This is a genomic window from Lentzea sp. (genome assembly GCF_035525475.1).
Taxonomy (GTDB): Bacteria; Actinomycetota; Actinomycetes; order Mycobacteriales; family Pseudonocardiaceae; genus Lentzea.
Map to the genome: position 1 here is coordinate 15440 of NZ_DATLEC010000221.1, position 18958 is coordinate 34397.

Below are 18958 nucleotides of genomic sequence, written 5' to 3' on the forward strand. Positions count from 1 at the left end.
CCCTATCTCTCAGTAATGCTTAACGAACCGCGGTGGCGGTGATGGAACGAGCGCCACGGCCGATGGCGACCATGCCGGACTGGACGATCTCGCGGAGCCCGTAGGGCTCCAGCATGCGGAGCAACGCGTCGAGTTTTTCAGACGTGCCGGTGGCCTCGATCGTGACCGCCTCGGGCGACACGTCGACGACCTTCGCGCGGAAGAGCTGCACCGTCTCGAGGACCTGCGAGCGGACCGTCGCGTCCGCCCTGACCTTGATCAGGACCAGTTGCCGCTGGACGGAGGCGGCCGGCTCCAGCTCGACGATCTTGATGACGTTGATGAGCTTGTTGAGCTGCTTGGTCACCTGCTCCAGCGGCAGCTCGTCGACCGACACCACGATCGTCATGCGGGAGATGTCGGGGTACTCGGTGCGGCCGACCGCGAGCGACTCGATGTTGAAGCCGCGGCGGGAGAACAGGCCGGCGACGCGCGCGAGCACACCCGGCTTGTCCTCGACCAAAACGCTCAGCGTGTGCCTGGTCATCACAGGTCCTCATCGAACAGGGGGCGGATGCCGCGGGCGGCCATGATCTCGGAGTTGCCGGTGCCGGCCGCGACCATGGGCCACACCTGCGCGTCCTTGCCGACGACGAAGTCGACCACGACCGGGCGGTCGTTGATCTCCAGCGCCTTCGCGATCACCTCGTCCACCTCCTCGCGCGACTCGGCACGCAGGCCGGCGCAGCCGAGAGCCTCCGCCAGGAGCTTGAAGTCTGGGATGCGGTGCTTGTGCGTCCCCAGATCGGTGTTGGAGTACCGCTCGCCGTAGAACAGGGTCTGCCACTGGCGGACCATGCCCAGGTTGCCGTTGTTGATCACGGCGATCTTCACCGGCAGGCCTTCGATGGCGCAGGTGGCGAGCTCCTGGTTGGTCATCTGGAAGCAGCCGTCGCCGTCGATGGCCCACACCGTGCGGCCCGGCTCACCGGCCTTGATGCCCATCGCCGCGGGAACGGCGAAGCCCATCGTGCCGAGACCGCCGGAGTTGATCCACGTGCGCGGGTGCTCGTACTTCACGAACTGCGCTGCCCACATCTGGTGCTGGCCGACGCCCGCGGTGTAGATCGTGTCCGCCGGGGACATGGCGCCGATGCGCTCGATGACGTACTGCGGCGACAACGTGCCGTCGTCCGGCCAGCTGTAGCCGAGCGGGAACGTCTCGCGGATCGAGTTCAGCGTCTTCCACCACGGCGCGAGGTCGACGGCCTTGGCCGTCTCGCGCTCGGCGCGCACGGCGTCGATCAGCTCGGTGATGATCTCCTTGCAGTCGCCCACGATCGGGACGTCCGCGCGGCGGTTCTTGGAGATCTCGGCCGGGTCGATGTCGGCGTGGATGACCTGCGCGTCCGGCGCGAACGAGTTCAGCTGACCCGTCACGCGGTCGTCGAAGCGGGCGCCCAGCGCGATCAGCAGGTCCGCCTTCTGCATCGCCGCGACGGCCCCGACGGTGCCGTGCATGCCCGGCATGCCCATGTGCTGCTCGTGCGAGTCGGGGAACGCGCCGCGCGCCATCAGCGTCGTGACGACCGGGATGCCGGTGTCCTCCGCCAGGCGCAACAGCTCGGGGGACGCGTCCGCCTTGATGACGCCGCCGCCGACGTAAAGAACGGGCTTGCGCGCGTTGACGATCAGCTTGGCGGCTTCGCGCACCTGCTTGCCGTGCGGCCGGGTCGTCGGCCGGTATCCGGGCAGGCGCATCTCGGGCGGCCACGAGAAGCTGGTCTGCTCCTGCAGCACGTCCTTGGGGATGTCGACGAGGACCGGGCCGGGTCTGCCGGTCGACGCGATGTGGAACGCCTCCGCGATCGCCCGCGGGATGTCCGCCGGGTCGGTCACGAGCACGTTGTGCTTGGTGATCGGCATCGTGATGCCGCAGATGTCCGCCTCCTGGAAGGCGTCCGTGCCGATCAGCGGCCGCGACTGCTGGCCGGTGATCGCGACGATTGGCACGGAGTCCATGTTCGCGTCCGCGATCGGGGTGACGAGGTTCGTCGCACCCGGACCCGAGGTCGCCATGCAGACTCCGACCTTGCCGGTGGCCTGCGCGTATCCGGTCGCCGCGTGTCCCGCGCCCTGCTCGTGGCGGACGAGGATGTGCCGGACCTTCGTGGAGTCCAGGAGCGGGTCGTACGCGGGGAGGATCGTCCCGCCGGGAATGCCGAACACCACTTCGCAGCCGACCGCCTCGAGGGATCGCACAAGCGACTGAGCACCGGTTACACGAATCGGTGCGCCACTCGGCGGGGCCGGTTTCGGCCGCGGGCCTGGACGTGGCGACGTGGGCTCGGGAGCCTGTCGCGATGGTGCGCTGGTCATCTCATTGCCTCGTGGGTATCGGGGTCCGGACACGAAAAAACCCTCGACAACCCGGAGACGGGTCGTGCGAGGGTCGCGCGTCGACGCAGGCTGTTCGGCTCAGGCGTCGACGCGCCTGAGAAGTACGAGAACGAGCGTGCGCTGCATGAAGCGGACGTTATCGCCTCGCGCAAGAGTGCGTCAACTCTGCGGGACAGAATTCCCGGATCGTGGACGTGGAACAATCCTGGGGGTGAAGAAGCTGGTCTTTCGCATCCCGGCGACCGCGCTGCTCGCGGCCGGTCTGATCGCCATCTGCGTCACTCCTGTGGCGTGGGTAGCTCCAGGACTGCAAGCGCTCTACGTCCTGCCGCTCGCCTACGCCTACTGGGTCGTCCGCAACCGCACGACGGTCACGGAGGAGCAGATCGAGGCGCGGGGCGTGTTCGGCACGACGACGCTCCGGTGGTCCGAGGTGAAGTCCATCCGCCTGGTCCAGAAGGGCTGGCTGCGGGCGGTCAGGGAGGACGACTCCGAGGTGACGCTGCCCGCGGTGCGGTTCATGCACCTGCCGGCGCTGTCGCTGGTCAGCGGTGGCCGGGTGCCCGATCCGACGGTCGAGGACGACGAGCCGGAAGACGTGGCGGAAGAGGCCGCGGAAGAGGCCGCGGAGTCGGAGAAGTGACCGGGCGGGTTCCGCAGCTGAGCCTGCTGCTGTCCATCGCGGGCCTGCTGACCTCGGCTTACCTGACCTACACGCATTTCGACGCCAACGCGCTGCTGTGCTCGGCCGACGCCGTCATCGACTGCGAGACCGTGACCACGAGCGAGCAGTCGGAGCTGTTCGGCATCCCCGTCGCGTTCCTCGGGCTGGCGTTCTTCGCGTTCCTCACCGTGATCTGCCTCCCGTTCGCGTGGCGGATCGACGCGCTGAAGTGGGTGCGGCTCGGAGCCGCCGCCACCGGCGTGCTGATGGTCGTCTACCTGGTCGCGGCCGAGTTCCTGATCATCGGCAAGATCTGCCTGTGGTGCACCGTTGTGCACGTCATCACGCTCGCGCTGGCCTGTCTGCTGGTCTCGGCGAGCCTGCGCACAAGTAACCTTTGAGGCACCGCTCCCAGACTGGTGGACGCCGCACCCCGCGTCCCGCGCGTTTCTTCTTGAACTGAACATGGAGGAGCAGTGCCTCAGCTCCGCTCTCGCACCACCACTCACGGCCGCAACGCAGCGGGTGCCCGCGCCCTCTGGCGCGCGACCGGCATGACGGACAGCGACTTCGGCAAGCCCATCATCGCGATCGCCAACTCCTACACGCAGTTCGTGCCGGGTCACGTGCACCTGCGGGACCTCGGCGACATCGTGGCCGAGGCGGTGCGCGAGGCGGGTGGCGTGCCGCGCGAGTTCCACACCATCGCCGTCGACGACGGCATAGCCATGGGCCACAGCGGGATGCTCTACTCGCTGCCGAGCCGCGAGATCATCGCCGACTCCGTCGAGTACATGGTCAACGCGCACCAGGCCGACGCGATCGTCTGCATCTCGAACTGCGACAAGATCACCCCCGGCATGCTCAACGCGGCGATGCGGCTCAACATCCCCGTCGTGTTCGTGTCCGGCGGGCCGATGGAGGCCGGCAAGGCCGTCGTCGTCGAGGGCGTCGCCGTCGCGCCGACCGACCTGATCACCGCGATCTCCGCGTCCGCTTCCCCCGCCGTGAGCGAGGACGGGCTGTCCGAGGTCGAGCGTTCCGCGTGCCCGACGTGCGGCTCGTGCTCCGGCATGTTCACCGCGAACTCCATGAACTGCCTCACCGAGGCCCTCGGTCTGTCGTTGCCGGGCAACGGGTCGACTCTGGCGACGCACGCCGCGCGCCGCGACCTGTTCTCCGAGGCCGGTCGCGTGGTCGTGGAGCTGTGCAGGCGCTGGTACGGCGAGGACGACGAGTCGGCGCTGCCCCGGTCGATCGCGAACCGCAAGGCGTTCGAGAACGCGATGGCGCTCGACATGGCCATGGGCGGCTCGACGAACACCGTGCTGCACATCCTCGCCGCCGCGCAGGAGGGCGAGATCGACTTCACGTTGCAGGACATCGACGACCTGTCCCGCCGCGTGCCGTGCCTGTCCAAGGTGTCGCCGAACAGCGACTACCACATGGAGGACGTGCACAGGGCCGGCGGAATCCCCGCCCTGCTGGGCGAGCTCTACCGCGCGGGCCTGCTGAACGATGACGTGACGTCGGTGCACACGCCCACGATGGCCGAGTGGCTCGGCAAGTGGGACATCCGTGCGGAGAACCCCTCGCCGGAGGCGATCGAGCTGTTCCACGCCGCTCCCGGTGGCGTGCGGACCACCGAGGCGTTCTCGACGTCGAACCGCTGGTCCTCTTTGGACACCGATGCCGCCGGCGGCTGCATCCGCGACTTCGAGCACGCCTACACGCGCGACGGCGGCCTGGCCGTGCTGCGCGGCAACCTGGCCGAGCGCGGCGCGATCATCAAAGCCGCCGGCATCGACGAGGAGCTGTGGCACTTCGAGGGCCCTGCGCGCGTCGTCGAGTCCCAGGAGCAGGCCGTCTCGGTGATCCTGAACAAGGAGATCCAGGCAGGCGAGGTCCTGGTCGTGCGCTACGAGGGCCCGTCGGGCGGCCCCGGCATGCAGGAGATGCTGCACCCCACGGCGTTCCTGAAGGGCTCCGGCCTGGGCAGGAAGTGCGCGCTGATCACCGACGGCCGCTTCTCCGGCGGCTCCTCCGGCCTGTCGATCGGCCACATCTCGCCGGAGGCGGCGGGCGGCGGCACCATCGGCCTGGTCGAGAACGGTGACCGGATCCTGATCGACGTGCACGAGCGTCGCCTCGAACTGCTGGTGGACGACGAGGTCCTCGCCGAACGCCGCGCCAAGATGGAGGCGTCCGAACGGCCGTGGCAGCCGGTGGACCGCGTCCGCCCCGTCACCGCCGCCCTGCGTGCCTATGCACGGATGGCGACGGACGCCTCGACGGGCGCGGTGCGCGACCCGAGCCGTTAAAGAACCGCCGAAAGCGCCACACAGGCGCCGAACACGACCCAGCCCGTCAGCGGTCCGCTGACGGGCTGGTCCGTCTTCTTGACCATGACGCCGGCGACCACCAGGCCCGCGAGCAGGCCGAGCGGCGGGAGCAGGGACTTCGCGGTCAGGCCGAACGGGAACGCCACCAGGTAGACGACCGGAATTCCGACCACCAGCAACGCCAGCTGGAGCACCGCACCCACGAGCCGAGAGTTCACGAGCGCAATGTCTACCGGAAGACGAAGAACGTCACCGCCGCGCCGCCCGCTCCGAGCACCAGCGCGATGAAGCCGGCGGCCAGCGGGTGGCGGAACCAGCTGCGGTTGTAGTCCAGCGCCGCGCGGCCGGGGCCCGCGAACAGCGCCGCGAACGCCATGCCGGCGAGGGCCAGTTCCAGCTCGACGCCGTTGGGGCCGAAGAAGCCGCCCTTGTACTTCAGCGCGATGACGTTGGCCATCACGGCGAGCAGGCCCGCCGCGGCCAGCGGGGTGAAGAGGCCGAGGACCAGCAGGCCGCCGCCCGCCAGCTCCGTGACGCCGGTGACCCAGGCGAGGACCACGGACTCGCGGTAGCCCATCTTCTCCAGCGACTGCGCGAAGCCGTTGATGCCGGGGCCGCCGAAGAGGCCGAAGACCTTCTGCAGGCCGTGCAGCACGAAGATGCCGCCCAGCACCGCGCGCAGGCCCAGCAGGCCGAGGTCGGGGCCCGCGGTCCAGCCGAACTTCTTGCGCTCGTCGTCGAACGGGTCGTCCGCGTACGCGGGCGCGTCCTCAGTGGACTTGTCGAGCGGTGTGTAGCCCGTGTTGTCGAACGCCTTCGTCGACGAGTCGTACGGTTGAGCCGAGCTCCCGCCGACTCTGTCCGTGCCGTCGTCGAAGTGGTGCACTCCTCCTCCGCTGCTCGAGTAGAACGAGTCGTCGGAGAAAGCGCTCGAGGTGCTCGAGCCTTTGTCGTGTGTAGCCACGCCCGCACGCTAGTGAGGCCGCGTGCGGGCGCGCGAGAGCCGAACGGCAGCCCAGTTTCACCCGGACGGACTAATACGTCCCGCCGACCAGATTGCGGGGTCGTTCCCCCGCGCGGTACCGAGCCACCTCGGACGCGACCACCGCGTAGGCGCGCTGCGCGTGCCCCGTGCAGCTGCCCGCCACGTGCGGGGTGAGCAGCAGTCCCGGCGCCGTCCACAGTGGATGGTCCTCGGGCAGCGGCTCGGGATCGGTCACGTCGAGAGCGGCGCGCAGACGTCCCGAGGTCAGCTCCGCGAGCAACGCGCCGGTGTCCACGACGGGGCCGCGCGCGCCGTTGACCAGGATCGCGCCGTCCTTCATCGCGGCCAGGAACTTGGCGTCGACCAGGTGCCGGGTCTCCTCGGTCATCGGCGTGAAGACCACCACCGCGTCGAACTCCGGCAGCAGGCCGGGCAGCTCGTCGACGCCGTGCACGCCTTCGCGGGCGGTGCGGCCGACCAGCGTGGCGGTGGCGTCGAACGGTTCGAGGCGGCGGCGCAGCTGCTCGCCGAGGTCGCCTGCGCCGACGATCAGCACCTTCTTGTCCTGCAACGTGTCCGTCAGGTGGTAGTCCCAGCGGCCTTCGGCGCGGGCGCGTTCGAAGACGAGGAACTCCCGGTAGATCGCGAGCAACGCGCCGATGGCCCACTCCGCGGTGCTGCCTCCGTGGGCGCCGCGGCAGGTGGAGAGCATCACACCTTCGGGTACGCGGCCGATGAAGTTCTCGGCGCCCGCGCTCAGCAGCTGCACGAGCTTGAGGTCCGGCAGCTGCGCGAACACGTCGCGCGGATCGGTCCCCGCCAGGAACTTCGGCACCAGCACCTCGGCGTCGATCCCCTCCGACGGCAACGGCTGCCCCGGCGTGTAGCGGACCGGGCGGACACCGTCCACCTGGGACAGCACCTGGACTCCGAGATCATCTGGCACGAGCACGGTGAGCGTCACCACTAGAAAGTACGTCAGAATGGCGGGCATGCGGGAGCACGACGTCCTCTCCTGGGACGGCACCAAGATCCGGACGTGGCAGGCGGAGGGCGAGGGCGCACCCGTGCTGCTGTGCCCCGGCGTGGGGTCCGGGCCCGAGTCGTGGCCGTCGCTGACCGGTCGCGGTGGCCTGGTCAGCTGGTACATGCGCGGCACGATGGGCTCGGACAGGCCGGTCGACGAACGCGACATCTCGCTGGACGACCACGTGTCGGACGCGATCGCCGTGCTGGACGACGCGGGCATCGAGCGGTGCGTCGTCATGGGCTGGTCGATGGGCGTCACGATCGCGGCTGAGCTGGCGTTGCGCCATCCGGAACGGGTCGCGGGCCTGCTGCTGGTCGCGGGCGCGCCGGGTGACTCGTTCGACGCCATGCTGCCGCTGGTCCCCCGCACCCTCCGCCGGTTCGTCGGGCTGACCGGCACGAGGCTGCTGCGGCAGGCGGGGCCCGTGCTCGACAGGGTGCTGCACCGCGTCCCGGTCACGGACGCCACGACGTTCCTGCTGCGGCACAGCGGCGTGATCAAGCCGAGCAGCGACCCGGCGGCCGTGTCGAACGCCGTGAGCCGGTTCCTCCAGCACGACTGGCGCTGGTACTTCACGCTGGCGCTCGCGCTGGGCGAGACGCCGCGCCAGGACCTCGGCCCGATCGTGTGCCCCATCACACTGCTGGCGGGCCGTGACGACGTGCTGGCGACGACGGAGAGCATGTCCGAGGCCGTCGCCGCACTGCCCCAGGCACGGCTGCGGGTGCTGCCGTGCAGCCACTACCTGCCGTTGGAGGCGCCCGAGGTCGTCGCGGCGGAGCTCGACCTCCTGTTCGGCCGGGTGAGGTCGGTCGACTTCGCCACGGCCGAGGCGTTCACTTCGGGTTCACGGTCGCGCACCTAACCTGGAGTCGTGGTTCGTTCCATCGCGTTGCTGACCGCCGCCTGCCTGCTGGCAGGGGGCTGTGCGAGCTTTCCCGACGAGCCGGCGCCGACGAGCTGGAGCGCGCAACCACAGCTGACCCCGCAGGCGGGTCCGAAACCCGAGCTGCCCGGCGAGTACCGGCCGTCGCCGGGCGAGCAGGGCCGCGGGCAGACGCCGCAGAGCGTGCCGCCGCCGCAGGGCTGCAAGGACTTCAACCCGGCCGTGATCGCCACGTGCCTGAACACCGTCACGGGTGTCGCCCCCATCGGCGCGGACGCCCAGGGCGGGGTCGCCGCCTACGCCACGGAACGCGGCGGGCGCCTGCTCAAGGTCACCAAGGACGCCGACCCTGTGGTGGTCGCGCAGATCCAGGCCGACACGTCGTCCGACGGCGGGCTGACCGGACTCGCGCTGTCGGCGACGTTCGCCGAGGACCAGCTCGCGTACGTGTACGTGACGACCGCGACGGACAACCGGGTGCTGCGGATCGCGCCGGGCGACACGCCCAAGCCGATCCTCACCGGCATCCCGAAGGGCCCGACCGGCAACCGCGGCGTGCTCGCGAGCGACCGCAAGGGCGCGCTGCTCGTCGCGACCGGTGACGCGGGCAACCCCGCGCTGGCCGCCGACCCGAACTCGCTGGCGGGCAAGGTCCTGCGCATCGACGGCTCCGGCAAGCCCGCCCAGGGCAACCCGACCGCGGGATCGGCCGTCGTCTCGTCCGGTCTGACCCTGCCGGGAGGCCTGTGCGTCTCCGCGGACGCGCAGAAGATCTGGGTGACGGACTGGGCCGCGAACGCCGACCTCCTCCACCTCGTCGTGCCGGGCAAGCTCGGCCAGGACGCCTGGAACTGGCCGGACAAGCCGGGCGTGATGGGCTGCGCGTCGTACACGGACACGCTGACCGTCTCCACGGCCAAGACGCCGGGCCTGCAGTCGCTGACGATGAACGCCACCGGCTCGTTCACCGGCAAGCCCGAGATCACGATGGCGGAGGACGGCTTCGGCCGGATCGGTCCGTTGGAGATGCTGAACGACTCGGCGTCTCTGGCCGGCACGGTCAACAAGGCCGCCGGCCAGCCCGTGTCGTCGGACGACCGGGTCGTGATCATCGTGCGGCCGAACAACGGCGGCGGCAGCAAGGACTAGTGGCTGACGGGTTGCGGGCCGAGGGCGAACGCCTCTCCCCCGTCACGCCACCACCGCGCGTAGACCTCGCTCTGCCCGACCAGCCCGAGATACCCCTCGGCGACCTGCTCGCACAGGTGGTCGACGTCGCCGGCGACCGGCGCGTCGGTACGCCACGCCAGCACGACCTCGCGGACCAGCGGGTTCGCCGCGACGGGCAGCCGCGCGACGCCGGGTGGGGTGCCGCCGACCGGGTAGAGCGGGCACACCGCGCCCGCCTCCCTGATCAGCGTCAGCGCGACGTGCGGCTCACTGCTGAAGTGCGCGATCCGCTGCTCGAACCCGGCCGCCGCGCACTCGCGGGAGAAGTGGGCGTTCATGCCGCTGTCGTCCGGCTCGGGCATGACCCACTTGTCGCCGGCCAGCGCCGCGAGCGGGATCTCGGGTTCTTGCGCGCAGGGGTGGCTGCCGGGCACGCCGACGAACAGCGGTTCGCGGGTGAGCAGCCGGTGTCCGACGCCCGGTGGGAGCGTGAGCGGAGTGCCGGGGAACCGGCGCAGGACGGCGATGTCGATTTCGCCGGTCGTGAGCAACGCGGTCAGCGTGCCGGTCTCCTTGATGGTGCGGCTCGTGACGTTGTCCTTCAACGCGCTCACGAGTAGTCCGAAGTGATAGGCGGGGATTCCGGCGAGCCTGGTAGGAGCATTGGGACTGTGCGCGTTACGGCGCGTTACGCGTTCCAGCGTGACCAGCTGGGTGAGCATCGACCGCGCCTCCTGGACGAAATCCGCACCGGCCGGGGTGAGCCTCGCACCGTCCGCCGAACGCAGGAACAACGCACCGCCCAGGTGCTCCTCGATGCGTTTGAGCTGCGTCGTCACCGCGGGCTGGGTGAGGTGCAGGCGCGCGGCGGCCTTGCGCAGGCTGCCGCAGTCGGCGATCGCCACGACCAGTTCGAGATGCCTCACCTCTAGACGCATGCGACCGATGTTATAGCTGAATGCAATAACCCCGGCAGCCTTGTGAATCTCGCGCGATACGCACCGGTCTCGATACGTTCGACGACGTGATGGAATTGGCCGAGCGCCCGGCGCGCACCGATGCTGTGCTGTTTTCGGATCGCGCTGTGAAATCGTTTCTGGAGGCCGCGTCCGCCGAATACCCGTTCATCACCGAGGACGAGCCGAGACCGTGTTTCGCGGTGCTGCTCGGCCGGTCCGCCGGCGCCGAGGCCGTCGTCGAGGACGTGGCGTTCGGCCGCAACGCGCGTCTGACGGACCCGTCGGCGCGGGAGGAGTTCGCGTCGACGATCGTGCCGCGGTTCGGCACGGCGTACGAGAACCCGGTGCGGGCGTGGTGGCTCGACCCCGGCGACCTGCTGGCGATCACGCGGGCGGCGGACGCGCGGGGCCTGGACGTGCTCGGCTCGATCCACCTCCACCCGGACTGGCACCGCCTCGGGCCGGAGTGCGAGCGCGACCGGCCGTTGAGCGACAGCCCGACGCCGATGGACGAGCACATGTTCCGCAACAGCGGATGGCCGGTGAACGTCGTCTGCTACCTCGAACGCCGCCACGGCGGCCTCTACTACTCGCTCGCCGCGTGGGATGCCGACTGCCTGCGCCTGCCGTTGAGGATGAACCACTCATGACCGAACAGATCTACTCGTTGTGGCAGCGCATGGAGCAGGGCTGGGCGCTCGGCGACGGCCACGCGTTCGCCGCCGTGTTCGCGGAGGACGTCGACTTCGTGACGGTGCGCGGTGAGGAGCTGTTCGGACGGCCGGCCGTGGCCGCCGGGCACTCCCAGCTCTTCGCGGGCCCCTATCTCGACACCGAGCTCACCGCAGAGATCAGCCTGATCAGGCCGTTGACCGACGACGTCTCGGTCGTGCACGTCACGTCTTCCATCACCCCGGCGGGCATCACCACCCACGCGCAGGCCGTCGTCGTGCGGCGCGCCGGCGGGTGGGAGATCGCCGCGTTCCACAACATGATCCCGAAGGGACGGTCATGACCAGGCCCCGGTTGCGGCACATCGCGTTCGTCGTGCGGAACGCGGAGGAGATGGCCGGCTTCTACACCTCCCGGTTCGGGATGGAGCTGTTCCACACCGACCCGGACGGCAGCCACTTCGTCACCGACGGGTACGTCAACCTGGCGTTGATCCAGCAAAGGCTCGACGGGGACGTGCCGGCCGGGTTCAACCACTTCGGCTTCCAGGTCGCCGACGTCGCGCCGTACCTGGAGACGCTGGAGCCCCGTCCGGCGCTGCGCGGCGGGGACCGGCCGTTCGCCGAGTACCGGGCGGTCGATCCCGAGGGCAACTGGTTCGACCTGTCCGCGCACGGGTTCCTGCCGCCGGGCGCCGGGGAGCCCTGAGGTTTCCTCCAGCGGCAGGTGGGCACCCTGGAGTGGGGTATTGCGAACGGGGACGGGAGAGGCTGTCGGGGCCTCCCCGCCCCCGTTTCGTCTAGCGGGTGCCCGTCCAGAAGATGGCCCGCGCGACCTGGGCGTACAGGCCCTTGGGGTGGTCGCGGAACAGCGGTTCGGTGCCGAAGAGCACCACCTTCGCGCCTGTGACCGCCGTGCCGGAGACGACCGCCGCCTGGCCCGCCGCAGCGTCCTGGCCACCGGTGCCGTCGTCCCTCGCGTGCCAGTGACCAGCGGCGATCACCGTGCTGCCGTAGCGCTGTTCGACCGTCACGCCGGTGCCGAGGTCCGTGAACCACTGCGGCGAGTAGACGAACGAGTGCGGGAGCGCGCCCGTCCCGACCGGACCGGTGCCGTTGACGACGTTCACCACGCCGTTGGCGTCCTCCCAGCCCGCGACCGGGGTGGCCTGCAGGAGCCCGGCGTCGGCGTTGAACCTGCTGCCCGTCGCACCGCGGGTCACCACGCCACCGCGCTTCAGGAACTCGTCGAGCGCGGCTCTGGCCGTGGCGTTGAGCTGCGTGTAGCTCAGGCCCGCCCCCACGTACAACGCGTCGATCCGCGACCAGTCGAAGCCCGCGTTCAGCACCGCCGTGGAGATGGTGCGGACGTCGAAGCCGGACTCGCGCAGCACCTGCAGCTCGTCTGCGGAGACCGCGGCCGCGACGACCTTGCGCTGCAACGCGACACCACCGGGCCTGGCGGTGGTGAAGCGCACGCCGTAACGGTCGGCGACCTCCTTCGCGGCGGCCCTGTCCTTCGCCGGAACGACGATCGTGCCGTCGTCCTGGCGGCGCAGCTCCAGACCGCGGTTGAGCAGGTCGTTGACGGCGCTGACGTCCTTCTGGTCGGTCAGGGTGAGCGCGAGGTCGCCGCCCGGCGCGACGGCGACGCTCCCGGTCGGCGAGGCCGCGGTGACGGGCTTGCCGTCGAACCGGAACGGGCCGCTCCTGTGCACGTCGACCGACGCGCCCCAGAGCAGGCGGTGGCTCCAGCCGGAGATGTCGTACATGACCGGCGCCTTGTCGGAGATGTCGCTGCCCTGCTCCAGCATCACGTTCGCGAGACCGCGCTTCGGCTGGTGCATGTCCACGACGTACGACCCGGCCGGATAGCGCTTACCACCCAGCGTGAACGGCTTCTCCGCCCGTTCGACCCGCACGTCGTGCCGGACGAGCTGGTCGACGAGACGCGCGGTGGCGGGCGCCGACCGGTCGTTCGTGATGACGTAGGCGCGCGGGAACTCCGTGGTGAAGCGGTCTTCCGGCCCGAAGCCGGGCACGAACCCGTCCGGGATGTACCGCTGCTCCTCGCCCGCCGCGCCACGGCGGAACATCTCCGTCTGGTTCGCGATCAGGCTGCGCCGGTTGTCGTCCACGTAGTCGAGCGTGGTCTTGATGGTGGCCTCGACGACGTCGGTGTTGATCCGCGAACGCCGCTGCAGCTCGGCCACCGGCAGGGTGTCGTAGTCACCGCGGTTGACCCGCATCGGGATCTCGATCGTGTACGAGACGGCACCGTGGTACATCGCGTACTGCGCGGTGTAGATCGGCGCCCAGCCATCCCACTCGCCGACGGGGTAGTCGCGGAACGGGATCTCCGGCTTCGCCGCCTCCGGGTGTCCCAGCGCCTGCACGGCCTTCTCCATCAGCAGGCCGTTGGCGTAGCCGTGCTTGATGTAGAGGTCGAAGTCGTAGTTCTGGCCGTGCGGCGGGGTGGTCGGCTCGATCAGCGTGTTCGGCACGTACCCGTGCTCGTCCAGCATCATGAGCGGCTGGGTGCGTTCGACGACGTCCTGCATCGCCCTGTTCTCCGGCTGGGAGCTCGTGACGAAGTCGCGGTTGAGGTCGAACCCCGCGGCGTTGACCCGCGTGCCGGCGACGCGGCCGTCCGGGTTGGCGGTGAGGTTGATGTAGATCCTGCTGCGGCGCAACAGGTTCTGCGTCTCACGGTCGTCGGACGTGGCGAGGTGCTCGATGACGCGCAGCGCGCCGTCGGTGCCCTCCCACTCGTCGCCGTGGATGTTGTTGTTGATCCAGATCGGTGCCTTGTAGAGCCCGGCCGGAACGTTCCGGCCTTCCTCGATCGTGGCGCGGAACCGTTCCTGGACACGGGTTTCCGCCGGGCTCTCGGGCGCGGTGAGCGTGACCAGGTAGAGGTCGCGGCCGAGCCCCGACTGCCCGACGACCTCGACGGAGATCCTGTTGCTCTTCTGCTGCAACGCGTTCAGCTTCGGCGCGAGCGAGTGGTAAGGCGCCAGGTTCAGCTTGACGGCCTTGTCGGCGGGGTTCTCCGGGTAGGTCCGCAACTTCGTCCTGCGCGGGTACCCCTGGTGGCGGTCGGCCTGGTTCTCGCTCTGGGCCAGCTGCGCCGTGAAGGCGCCGTCCAGGGTGGCGACCTCGTTGCGCTCGGGCCCGTTGCCGGGCTCCCGGTTCTCGACCGGAGGTGTGGGTGCTGCCGGTTGCGCCGCTCCGGTGGCCGGTACCGCCACCGCCGCGGTGACCGCCAGGAGAACGGCGAGCAGAGTTCTGCGCATACGGACTTTTCTCGCACAACGGCCCGCTCATCGACTAGAGCCGATAGGCGGGCCGTTGCATCCCCTCGGTCAGGACGAGACTGGCACAGAACCGCGCGGGCGAGCGAGAGAAGTTCACCAACCGCGGTCACTTCCGGGGGTCGAGTCACCGCCGACCAGGCTCGTTCGGCAAACGGCGTCCGCACAACCACTCGAACGGTCTAGCCCGACCCCAAGCACAGGAACGGCCTGCGGAACGGGTCCTTCGCCATCGCCTCTGCCAGCGCCACGGCGGGCGGCGCCCCCGCCACCAACGCCCGGTGGTAGTCGGCCATCGCGGCGGCACTCGTCTCGTCGCCGACCTTGCTGGCCGCGGCCACCACCGTCCGCGTACCGCCCGCGAGCATGGCACCGGCGAACCCGAGAGCCTCGTCGCCGGGCCGGATCCGGTTGAGCGCGAGCTCGCACGCGGCGAGCACGACGTGCACCGGTGGTTTGCGGAGGCGGCCGAGCTCGTGGGCGAAGAGCGGACCGTCGAACAGTTCGAGCCGGGAGAACAACGCGTTCTCGGTCTCGTGCTCGCCGTGAGCGGCGACGTGGACCAGGTCGGCCCCGTCGAGGCGGGCGAGGACCTCGGCGGCGGTCGCGGTGTCTCCCGACAGCACGGTCGCGTTCTCGTGCTGGGTGGCCAGCTTGTCGACCTCGCCGTGACCGGAGAGGAGCCCAGGGCCCTGCACCACCAGCACGCGATCGGTCCTCGGCTCGCCGGACTGAGCCGCGGCGAGCCATGCCGTGGCGGAAGGGGCGGTGGCGACGGGACGTCCGTGCAGGCTCGGCAGCACGCCCCACGGCACCGCGTACAACTCCCCGGTCGGCACCATGACCAGCTCGCGGTCGCCGATGAGGTGCGCGAGCGGCTTGATCAGCAACGCGTCGAGCTGGTCGGCCTGCTTGTGCGCCGACAGCCCGATGACCTGCACCAGCGGCGGCGGCAGGTGGTCGGGCGCGAGGGCGTTGAGGTCGAAGTGGAGCTTCTGGGCGCTCTCCAGCGCATTGGTCGCGTCGCCGAGCCGCACGAGGCTGACCCGGCCACCGGCGACGACGACGGCGGCCATCTCACCACCGGACACGACGTAGCTGACCATGGCCCGCTGTCCCAGCTCGGCGATCACCTCGGTGATGCCGGCGACGGGCCGGGGCTTGCCCCACCGCTGCGAGTGCCAGCCGAGCCGGTTCGCCTCCCGCTGCGCCTTCACGAGCTTGCCTCGCAGCTCCGCCGTCGGCTGACCGGACAGACCGTGCCGCAGGATCGCCCAGCTGAGGTTGCGCACCTCGGTGATCCGCTCGGCCACCTCGTTGTTCTCGGCCGACTCCAGCGGTTCGTACCGGTAGGTCTGCGCCCGCGTGCGTTCCAGCCAGGCGAAGAGCCGGCGCGCGTCCGCGTCCTCCAGCGCGAGCGTGATCGCCAGCTCGCTCAGTTCCCTGCCGTGCACAGCGGTGGCGGACACGAGTTCCAGACCACCGAGCTGGTCTCGCACGCGGCCCAGTTCGTCCAACGCTTTGCGCGCGTGCGTCAGCGCGGCACGACGACTTCCCTTGGCCAGCGCCAGTTCCGCCAGCACCAGCCTGCGCTGCATGCGGTGGTCGAGCGGCGTGACGGCCCTCGGACCGGGCACCTTCTCGAGCAGCGCCTCGGCGTCCGCGAGCCTCCCCCGGCGGACCTCCAGCCGTGCCGCGAGGAGCAGCGCGAGCCGTGACTCGTCGACGAGGTGGTTGGCCGAGAGCTCGGCGGACAGCGACAGAGCCTTCAGAACCAGCGCGTTCGAGACCCGCCTGGTGCGCATGGCATGCCTGCCGTGCGCCCACAGCTCGATCAGGGCAGCCATCATCCACCACGTGCTGCCCCGCCGGATGAGCTTGCGCTCCGACCGCTTCGCCATCCGGCGAGCCAGGTCGAACTGACCGTCCAGCAATGCCGCCGACGCGCGGAACATCTCGACCTCGGCGATCTCCTGACCGAACTTCTCCTTGCGCATCACCGGAAGCGCCTCGTCGAGGTGCTTACCGGCCTCATCGGACAGTCCGATCATGAGCATGGCCTCAGCCTGGTCCAGTTGCAGCCGTGCCAGCAGGGCTGCCTGGTCGTCCCCGCGGAAGATCCGTTCCGCTTCCTCGTAGCGCCGCAACGCCTCGGCCAGCTCACCGCTCTGCTTGTGAACATTGCCGAGCGCGTGCACCAAGAACGGGTAAAGGTGAAGAAGTTCATGTTCACGGGCGAGGCGAATACCGCGTTCGAGGTCAGCGATGGCCCGTTCACTCCTGCGCACCGCCGCCAACGCGAACCCCCGGTTCAGCAGGGTGGAGACGAACACCTGCAACAACGCGCGGTTACCACCGAAAGCGGTTCGGTCGACGTCTTCCTCGACCGACTCGATGAACTTGGCGAACCACTCGACCGCCATTTCCGGCTGACCCATGCGCATGACCATGAGACCCTGGTTGTGGTCCACGCTCGCACTCAGCAGCGTCCTGGTCGCGGAGTCCTCAATGGTGTCGATCTCGTGGCGGGCGGAGTCGAACGCCTCCACGGCAAGCTCCATGCCACTGGTCTCACCTTGACACAGTGCCAGGTTGTAGAAGATGCGAGCGCGAATCGCCGCGCGTTCCGGGCTCGGGTCGGCGCGCTCACTGCGCACGAGCGCACGCTTGAGCAGCCGGGTGGCTGAGGGAAAGCGGAACTTCGCCTGCTCCGCCCAACCTTTCTCGTACAACTCGCGCGCTCTCTCCAGGGAACGAGCGGGCATGTGATCATCACACCACATGTGTCCACACAGCGCTGCCCGCCAACCAGGCACAGAGCCTGGTGGCGGGCAGAGCACGCTGAGTTACTGGACGGTCTGGTTGCTCGGGTGGTTCGGGCAGTCCTGGTCGTGCTCGATGTCGCCGCCCGAGTCGAGGCTGCCTTCGGAGATCCGCAGCGGACGCCTGAAGGGGACCCCGGGGCCGCCGCCGCAACACATCGGCGTGACTTCCGGGTCTTCCTTCTTCTTCGGCGGCTGCGGTACTTCGGTCGGCGGAACGGGCACCGGCGCCGGTTCGACGACCGGCGTGCCCTCGAGCACGGATTCCGCTTCCTGAACGACTTCGGTACCGACCAGATCCAGGTTCTCGCGCTGAACAGTCATGAGGTTCCCCCCTCGTTTGGACTATTACGTTCCATCCCCCCAGATGGACGCACGAAGAGAGTGGCACACACGGCTACGGGTATACGTCTCATTTAGCTAACAGCCACTCGGTCGGCCTAAGATCACAAAGGGTCACCTGCACGAACAGGTGACCCTTTGTGATTTACGCGTCGATTGTGTATCTACGAGCAGCGAGCGAGCACGATCTCGCGGACCCGTGCCGCGTCGGCCTGGCCCTTGGTGGCCTTCATGACCGCGCCGACGATGGCGCCGGCCGCCTGGACCTTGCCGTCGCGGATCTTCTGCGCCACGTCCGGCTGGGCCGCCAGGGCTTCGTCGACGGCCTTCTCCAGCGCCGTGTCGTCCGAGACGACCTTCAGGCCGCGCTTCTCGACCACGTCGTCCGGGGAGCCTTCGCCCTCCAGGACGCCGTTGACGGCCTCGCGGGCGAGCTTGTTGGTCAGCGCGCCCGTGTTGACCAGCTCGATCACCCTCGCCACCTGGGCGGGGGTGATGGGCAGGTCGGTGAGTTCGACGCCGCGGCTGTTGGCCTGCTGGGCGAGGTAGGACACCCACCAGGGGCGGGCCTCGTCCGGCTTCGCGCCCGCCTCGACGGTGGCGATGATGAGGTCCAGGGCGCCCGCGTTGACCAGGTCGCGCAGGACCTCGTCGGTGAGCTTCCACTCCTCCTTGATGCGCGCGCGGCGCTCCCAGGGGAGTTCGGGCAGGGTGCCGCGCAGCTCCTCGACCCACTCGCGCGACGGCGCGATCGGGACCAGGTCGGGCTCCGGGAAGTAGCGGTAGTCCTCCGCCGTCTCCTTCTTGCGGCCGGGCGACGTGCTGCCCGACGACTCGTCGAAGTGGCGGGTCTCCTGGGTCACCTCGCCGCCGGAGGCGAGCACCGCGGCCTGGCGCGTCATCTCGAAGCGGACGGCGCGTTCGACGCTGCGCAGCGAGTTGACGTTCTTGGTCTCGGTGCGGGTGCCCAGGGCGCCGGTGGTCTTCGGCGACAGGGAGACGTTCGCGTCGCAGCGCAGCGAGCCCTGGTCCATGCGGACGTCGGACACGTCGAGCGCCTTGAGCAGGTCGCGCAACGCCGTCACGTACGCGCGGGCGACCTCGGGAGCGCGCTCCTTGGTGCCCGGGATCATCTTCGTGACGATCTCGATCAGCGGCACTCCGGCGCGGTTGTAGTCGAGCAGCGAGTGCTCCGCGCCGTGGATGCGACCGGTGGCGCCGCCGACGTGCAGCGACTTGCCGGTGTCCTCCTCCATGTGCGCGCGCTCGATCTCGACGCGGATGACCTCGCCGTCGTCCAGCGTCACGTCGAGCCAGCCGTTGAACGCGATCGGCTCGTCGTACTGCGACGTCTGGAAGTTCTTCGGCATGTCCGGGTAGAAGTAGTTCTTCCG

At 69.6% G+C, this 18958-nt stretch carries 18 protein-coding genes; 8 read left to right on the plus strand and 10 right to left on the minus strand.

Annotation, left to right across the window (positions count from 1 at the left end; translation table 11 throughout):
* Positions 1-19: 19 nt before the first annotated feature.
* Positions 20-526: an acetolactate synthase small subunit gene (gene ilvN / locus VM306_RS33710; RefSeq protein ID WP_045310681.1), complete on the minus strand. Its 507-nt coding sequence runs from the start codon at positions 524-526 to the stop codon at positions 20-22.
* Positions 526-2358, minus strand: a complete 1833-nt coding sequence (locus VM306_RS33715) for an acetolactate synthase large subunit (RefSeq protein WP_325522137.1) — start codon at positions 2356-2358, stop codon at positions 526-528. The genes ilvN and VM306_RS33715 overlap by 1 nt, the downstream gene beginning before the upstream one ends.
* Before the next feature lie 232 nt (positions 2359-2590).
* Between VM306_RS33715 and VM306_RS33720 the strand changes: the two genes are divergently transcribed.
* From VM306_RS33720 to ilvD, 3 genes are all read left to right on the plus strand, one after another.
* Positions 2591-3022, plus strand: a complete 432-nt coding sequence (locus VM306_RS33720; protein WP_325522139.1) for a PH domain-containing protein — start codon at positions 2591-2593, stop codon at positions 3020-3022.
* The gene (locus VM306_RS33725) at positions 3019-3444 is read left to right on the plus strand and encodes a vitamin K epoxide reductase family protein (protein WP_325522141.1); all 426 of its coding nucleotides are present in this window, start codon (positions 3019-3021) and stop codon (positions 3442-3444) included. The genes VM306_RS33720 and VM306_RS33725 overlap by 4 nt, the downstream gene beginning before the upstream one ends.
* Before the next feature lie 75 nt (positions 3445-3519).
* On the plus strand, positions 3520-5364 hold the full coding sequence (gene ilvD / locus VM306_RS33730) for a dihydroxy-acid dehydratase (RefSeq protein ID WP_325522143.1): 1845 nt from the start codon (positions 3520-3522) through the stop codon (positions 5362-5364).
* Here the strand turns inward: ilvD and VM306_RS33735 are convergent.
* From VM306_RS33735 to VM306_RS33745, 3 genes are all read right to left on the minus strand, one after another.
* Complete coding sequence (locus tag VM306_RS33735; protein ID WP_325522145.1) at positions 5361-5603, minus strand: hypothetical protein; 243 nt, start codon at positions 5601-5603, stop codon at positions 5361-5363. The two genes, ilvD and VM306_RS33735, sit on opposite strands and share 4 nt — an antisense overlap.
* A gap of 11 nt (positions 5604-5614) precedes the next feature.
* Positions 5615-6349, minus strand: a complete 735-nt coding sequence (locus tag VM306_RS33740) for a DoxX family protein (protein ID WP_325522147.1) — start codon at positions 6347-6349, stop codon at positions 5615-5617.
* A gap of 70 nt (positions 6350-6419) precedes the next feature.
* On the minus strand, positions 6420-7334 hold the full coding sequence (locus tag VM306_RS33745) for a 2-hydroxyacid dehydrogenase (RefSeq protein ID WP_325522149.1): 915 nt from the start codon (positions 7332-7334) through the stop codon (positions 6420-6422).
* Between the two features lie 28 nt (positions 7335-7362).
* Between VM306_RS33745 and VM306_RS33750 the strand changes: the two genes are divergently transcribed.
* Both VM306_RS33750 and VM306_RS33755 read left to right on the plus strand, forming a co-directional pair.
* Positions 7363-8265, plus strand: coding sequence for an alpha/beta hydrolase (locus VM306_RS33750; protein WP_325522151.1), 903 nt, complete (start codon positions 7363-7365; stop codon positions 8263-8265).
* A gap of 9 nt (positions 8266-8274) precedes the next feature.
* The gene (locus VM306_RS33755; RefSeq protein ID WP_325522153.1) at positions 8275-9435 is read left to right on the plus strand and encodes a PQQ-dependent sugar dehydrogenase; all 1161 of its coding nucleotides are present in this window, start codon (positions 8275-8277) and stop codon (positions 9433-9435) included.
* Here the strand turns inward: VM306_RS33755 and VM306_RS33760 are convergent.
* Positions 9432-10394: a LysR family transcriptional regulator gene (locus tag VM306_RS33760; protein WP_325522155.1), complete on the minus strand. Its 963-nt coding sequence runs from the start codon at positions 10392-10394 to the stop codon at positions 9432-9434. The two genes, VM306_RS33755 and VM306_RS33760, sit on opposite strands and share 4 nt — an antisense overlap.
* Before the next feature lie 146 nt (positions 10395-10540).
* On the opposite strand from VM306_RS33760, the gene VM306_RS33765 reads away from it, so the two are divergent.
* The 3 genes from VM306_RS33765 to VM306_RS33775 are packed head-to-tail and all read left to right on the plus strand — an operon-like array spanning position 10541 to position 11795.
* The gene (locus VM306_RS33765) at positions 10541-11065 is read left to right on the plus strand and encodes a hypothetical protein (protein ID WP_325522157.1); all 525 of its coding nucleotides are present in this window, start codon (positions 10541-10543) and stop codon (positions 11063-11065) included.
* Positions 11062-11430: an SgcJ/EcaC family oxidoreductase gene (locus VM306_RS33770; RefSeq protein ID WP_325522159.1), complete on the plus strand. Its 369-nt coding sequence runs from the start codon at positions 11062-11064 to the stop codon at positions 11428-11430. The genes VM306_RS33765 and VM306_RS33770 overlap by 4 nt, the downstream gene beginning before the upstream one ends.
* A complete protein-coding gene (locus VM306_RS33775; protein WP_325522161.1) occupies positions 11427-11795 on the plus strand; it encodes a VOC family protein in 369 nt (122 codons plus the stop codon). The genes VM306_RS33770 and VM306_RS33775 overlap by 4 nt, the downstream gene beginning before the upstream one ends.
* A gap of 91 nt (positions 11796-11886) precedes the next feature.
* On the opposite strand, the gene VM306_RS33780 is transcribed toward VM306_RS33775, so the two are convergent.
* From VM306_RS33780 to gatB, 4 genes are all read right to left on the minus strand, one after another.
* Positions 11887-14382 carry a M14 family zinc carboxypeptidase gene (locus tag VM306_RS33780; protein ID WP_325522162.1) on the minus strand — a complete coding sequence of 832 codons (2496 nt, stop codon included), beginning with the start codon at positions 14380-14382 and terminating at the stop codon, positions 11887-11889.
* A gap of 200 nt (positions 14383-14582) precedes the next feature.
* Positions 14583-16961, minus strand: coding sequence for a CHAT domain-containing protein (locus VM306_RS33785; protein WP_325522163.1), 2379 nt, complete (start codon positions 16959-16961; stop codon positions 14583-14585).
* 285 nt (positions 16962-17246) lie between these two features.
* A complete protein-coding gene (locus tag VM306_RS33790) occupies positions 17247-17546 on the minus strand; it encodes a hypothetical protein (protein ID WP_325522164.1) in 300 nt (99 codons plus the stop codon).
* Between the two features lie 182 nt (positions 17547-17728).
* A partial coding sequence (gatB, locus tag VM306_RS33795) for an Asp-tRNA(Asn)/Glu-tRNA(Gln) amidotransferase subunit GatB (protein ID WP_325522166.1) occupies positions 17729-18958 on the minus strand: 1230 nt, incomplete at its 5' end.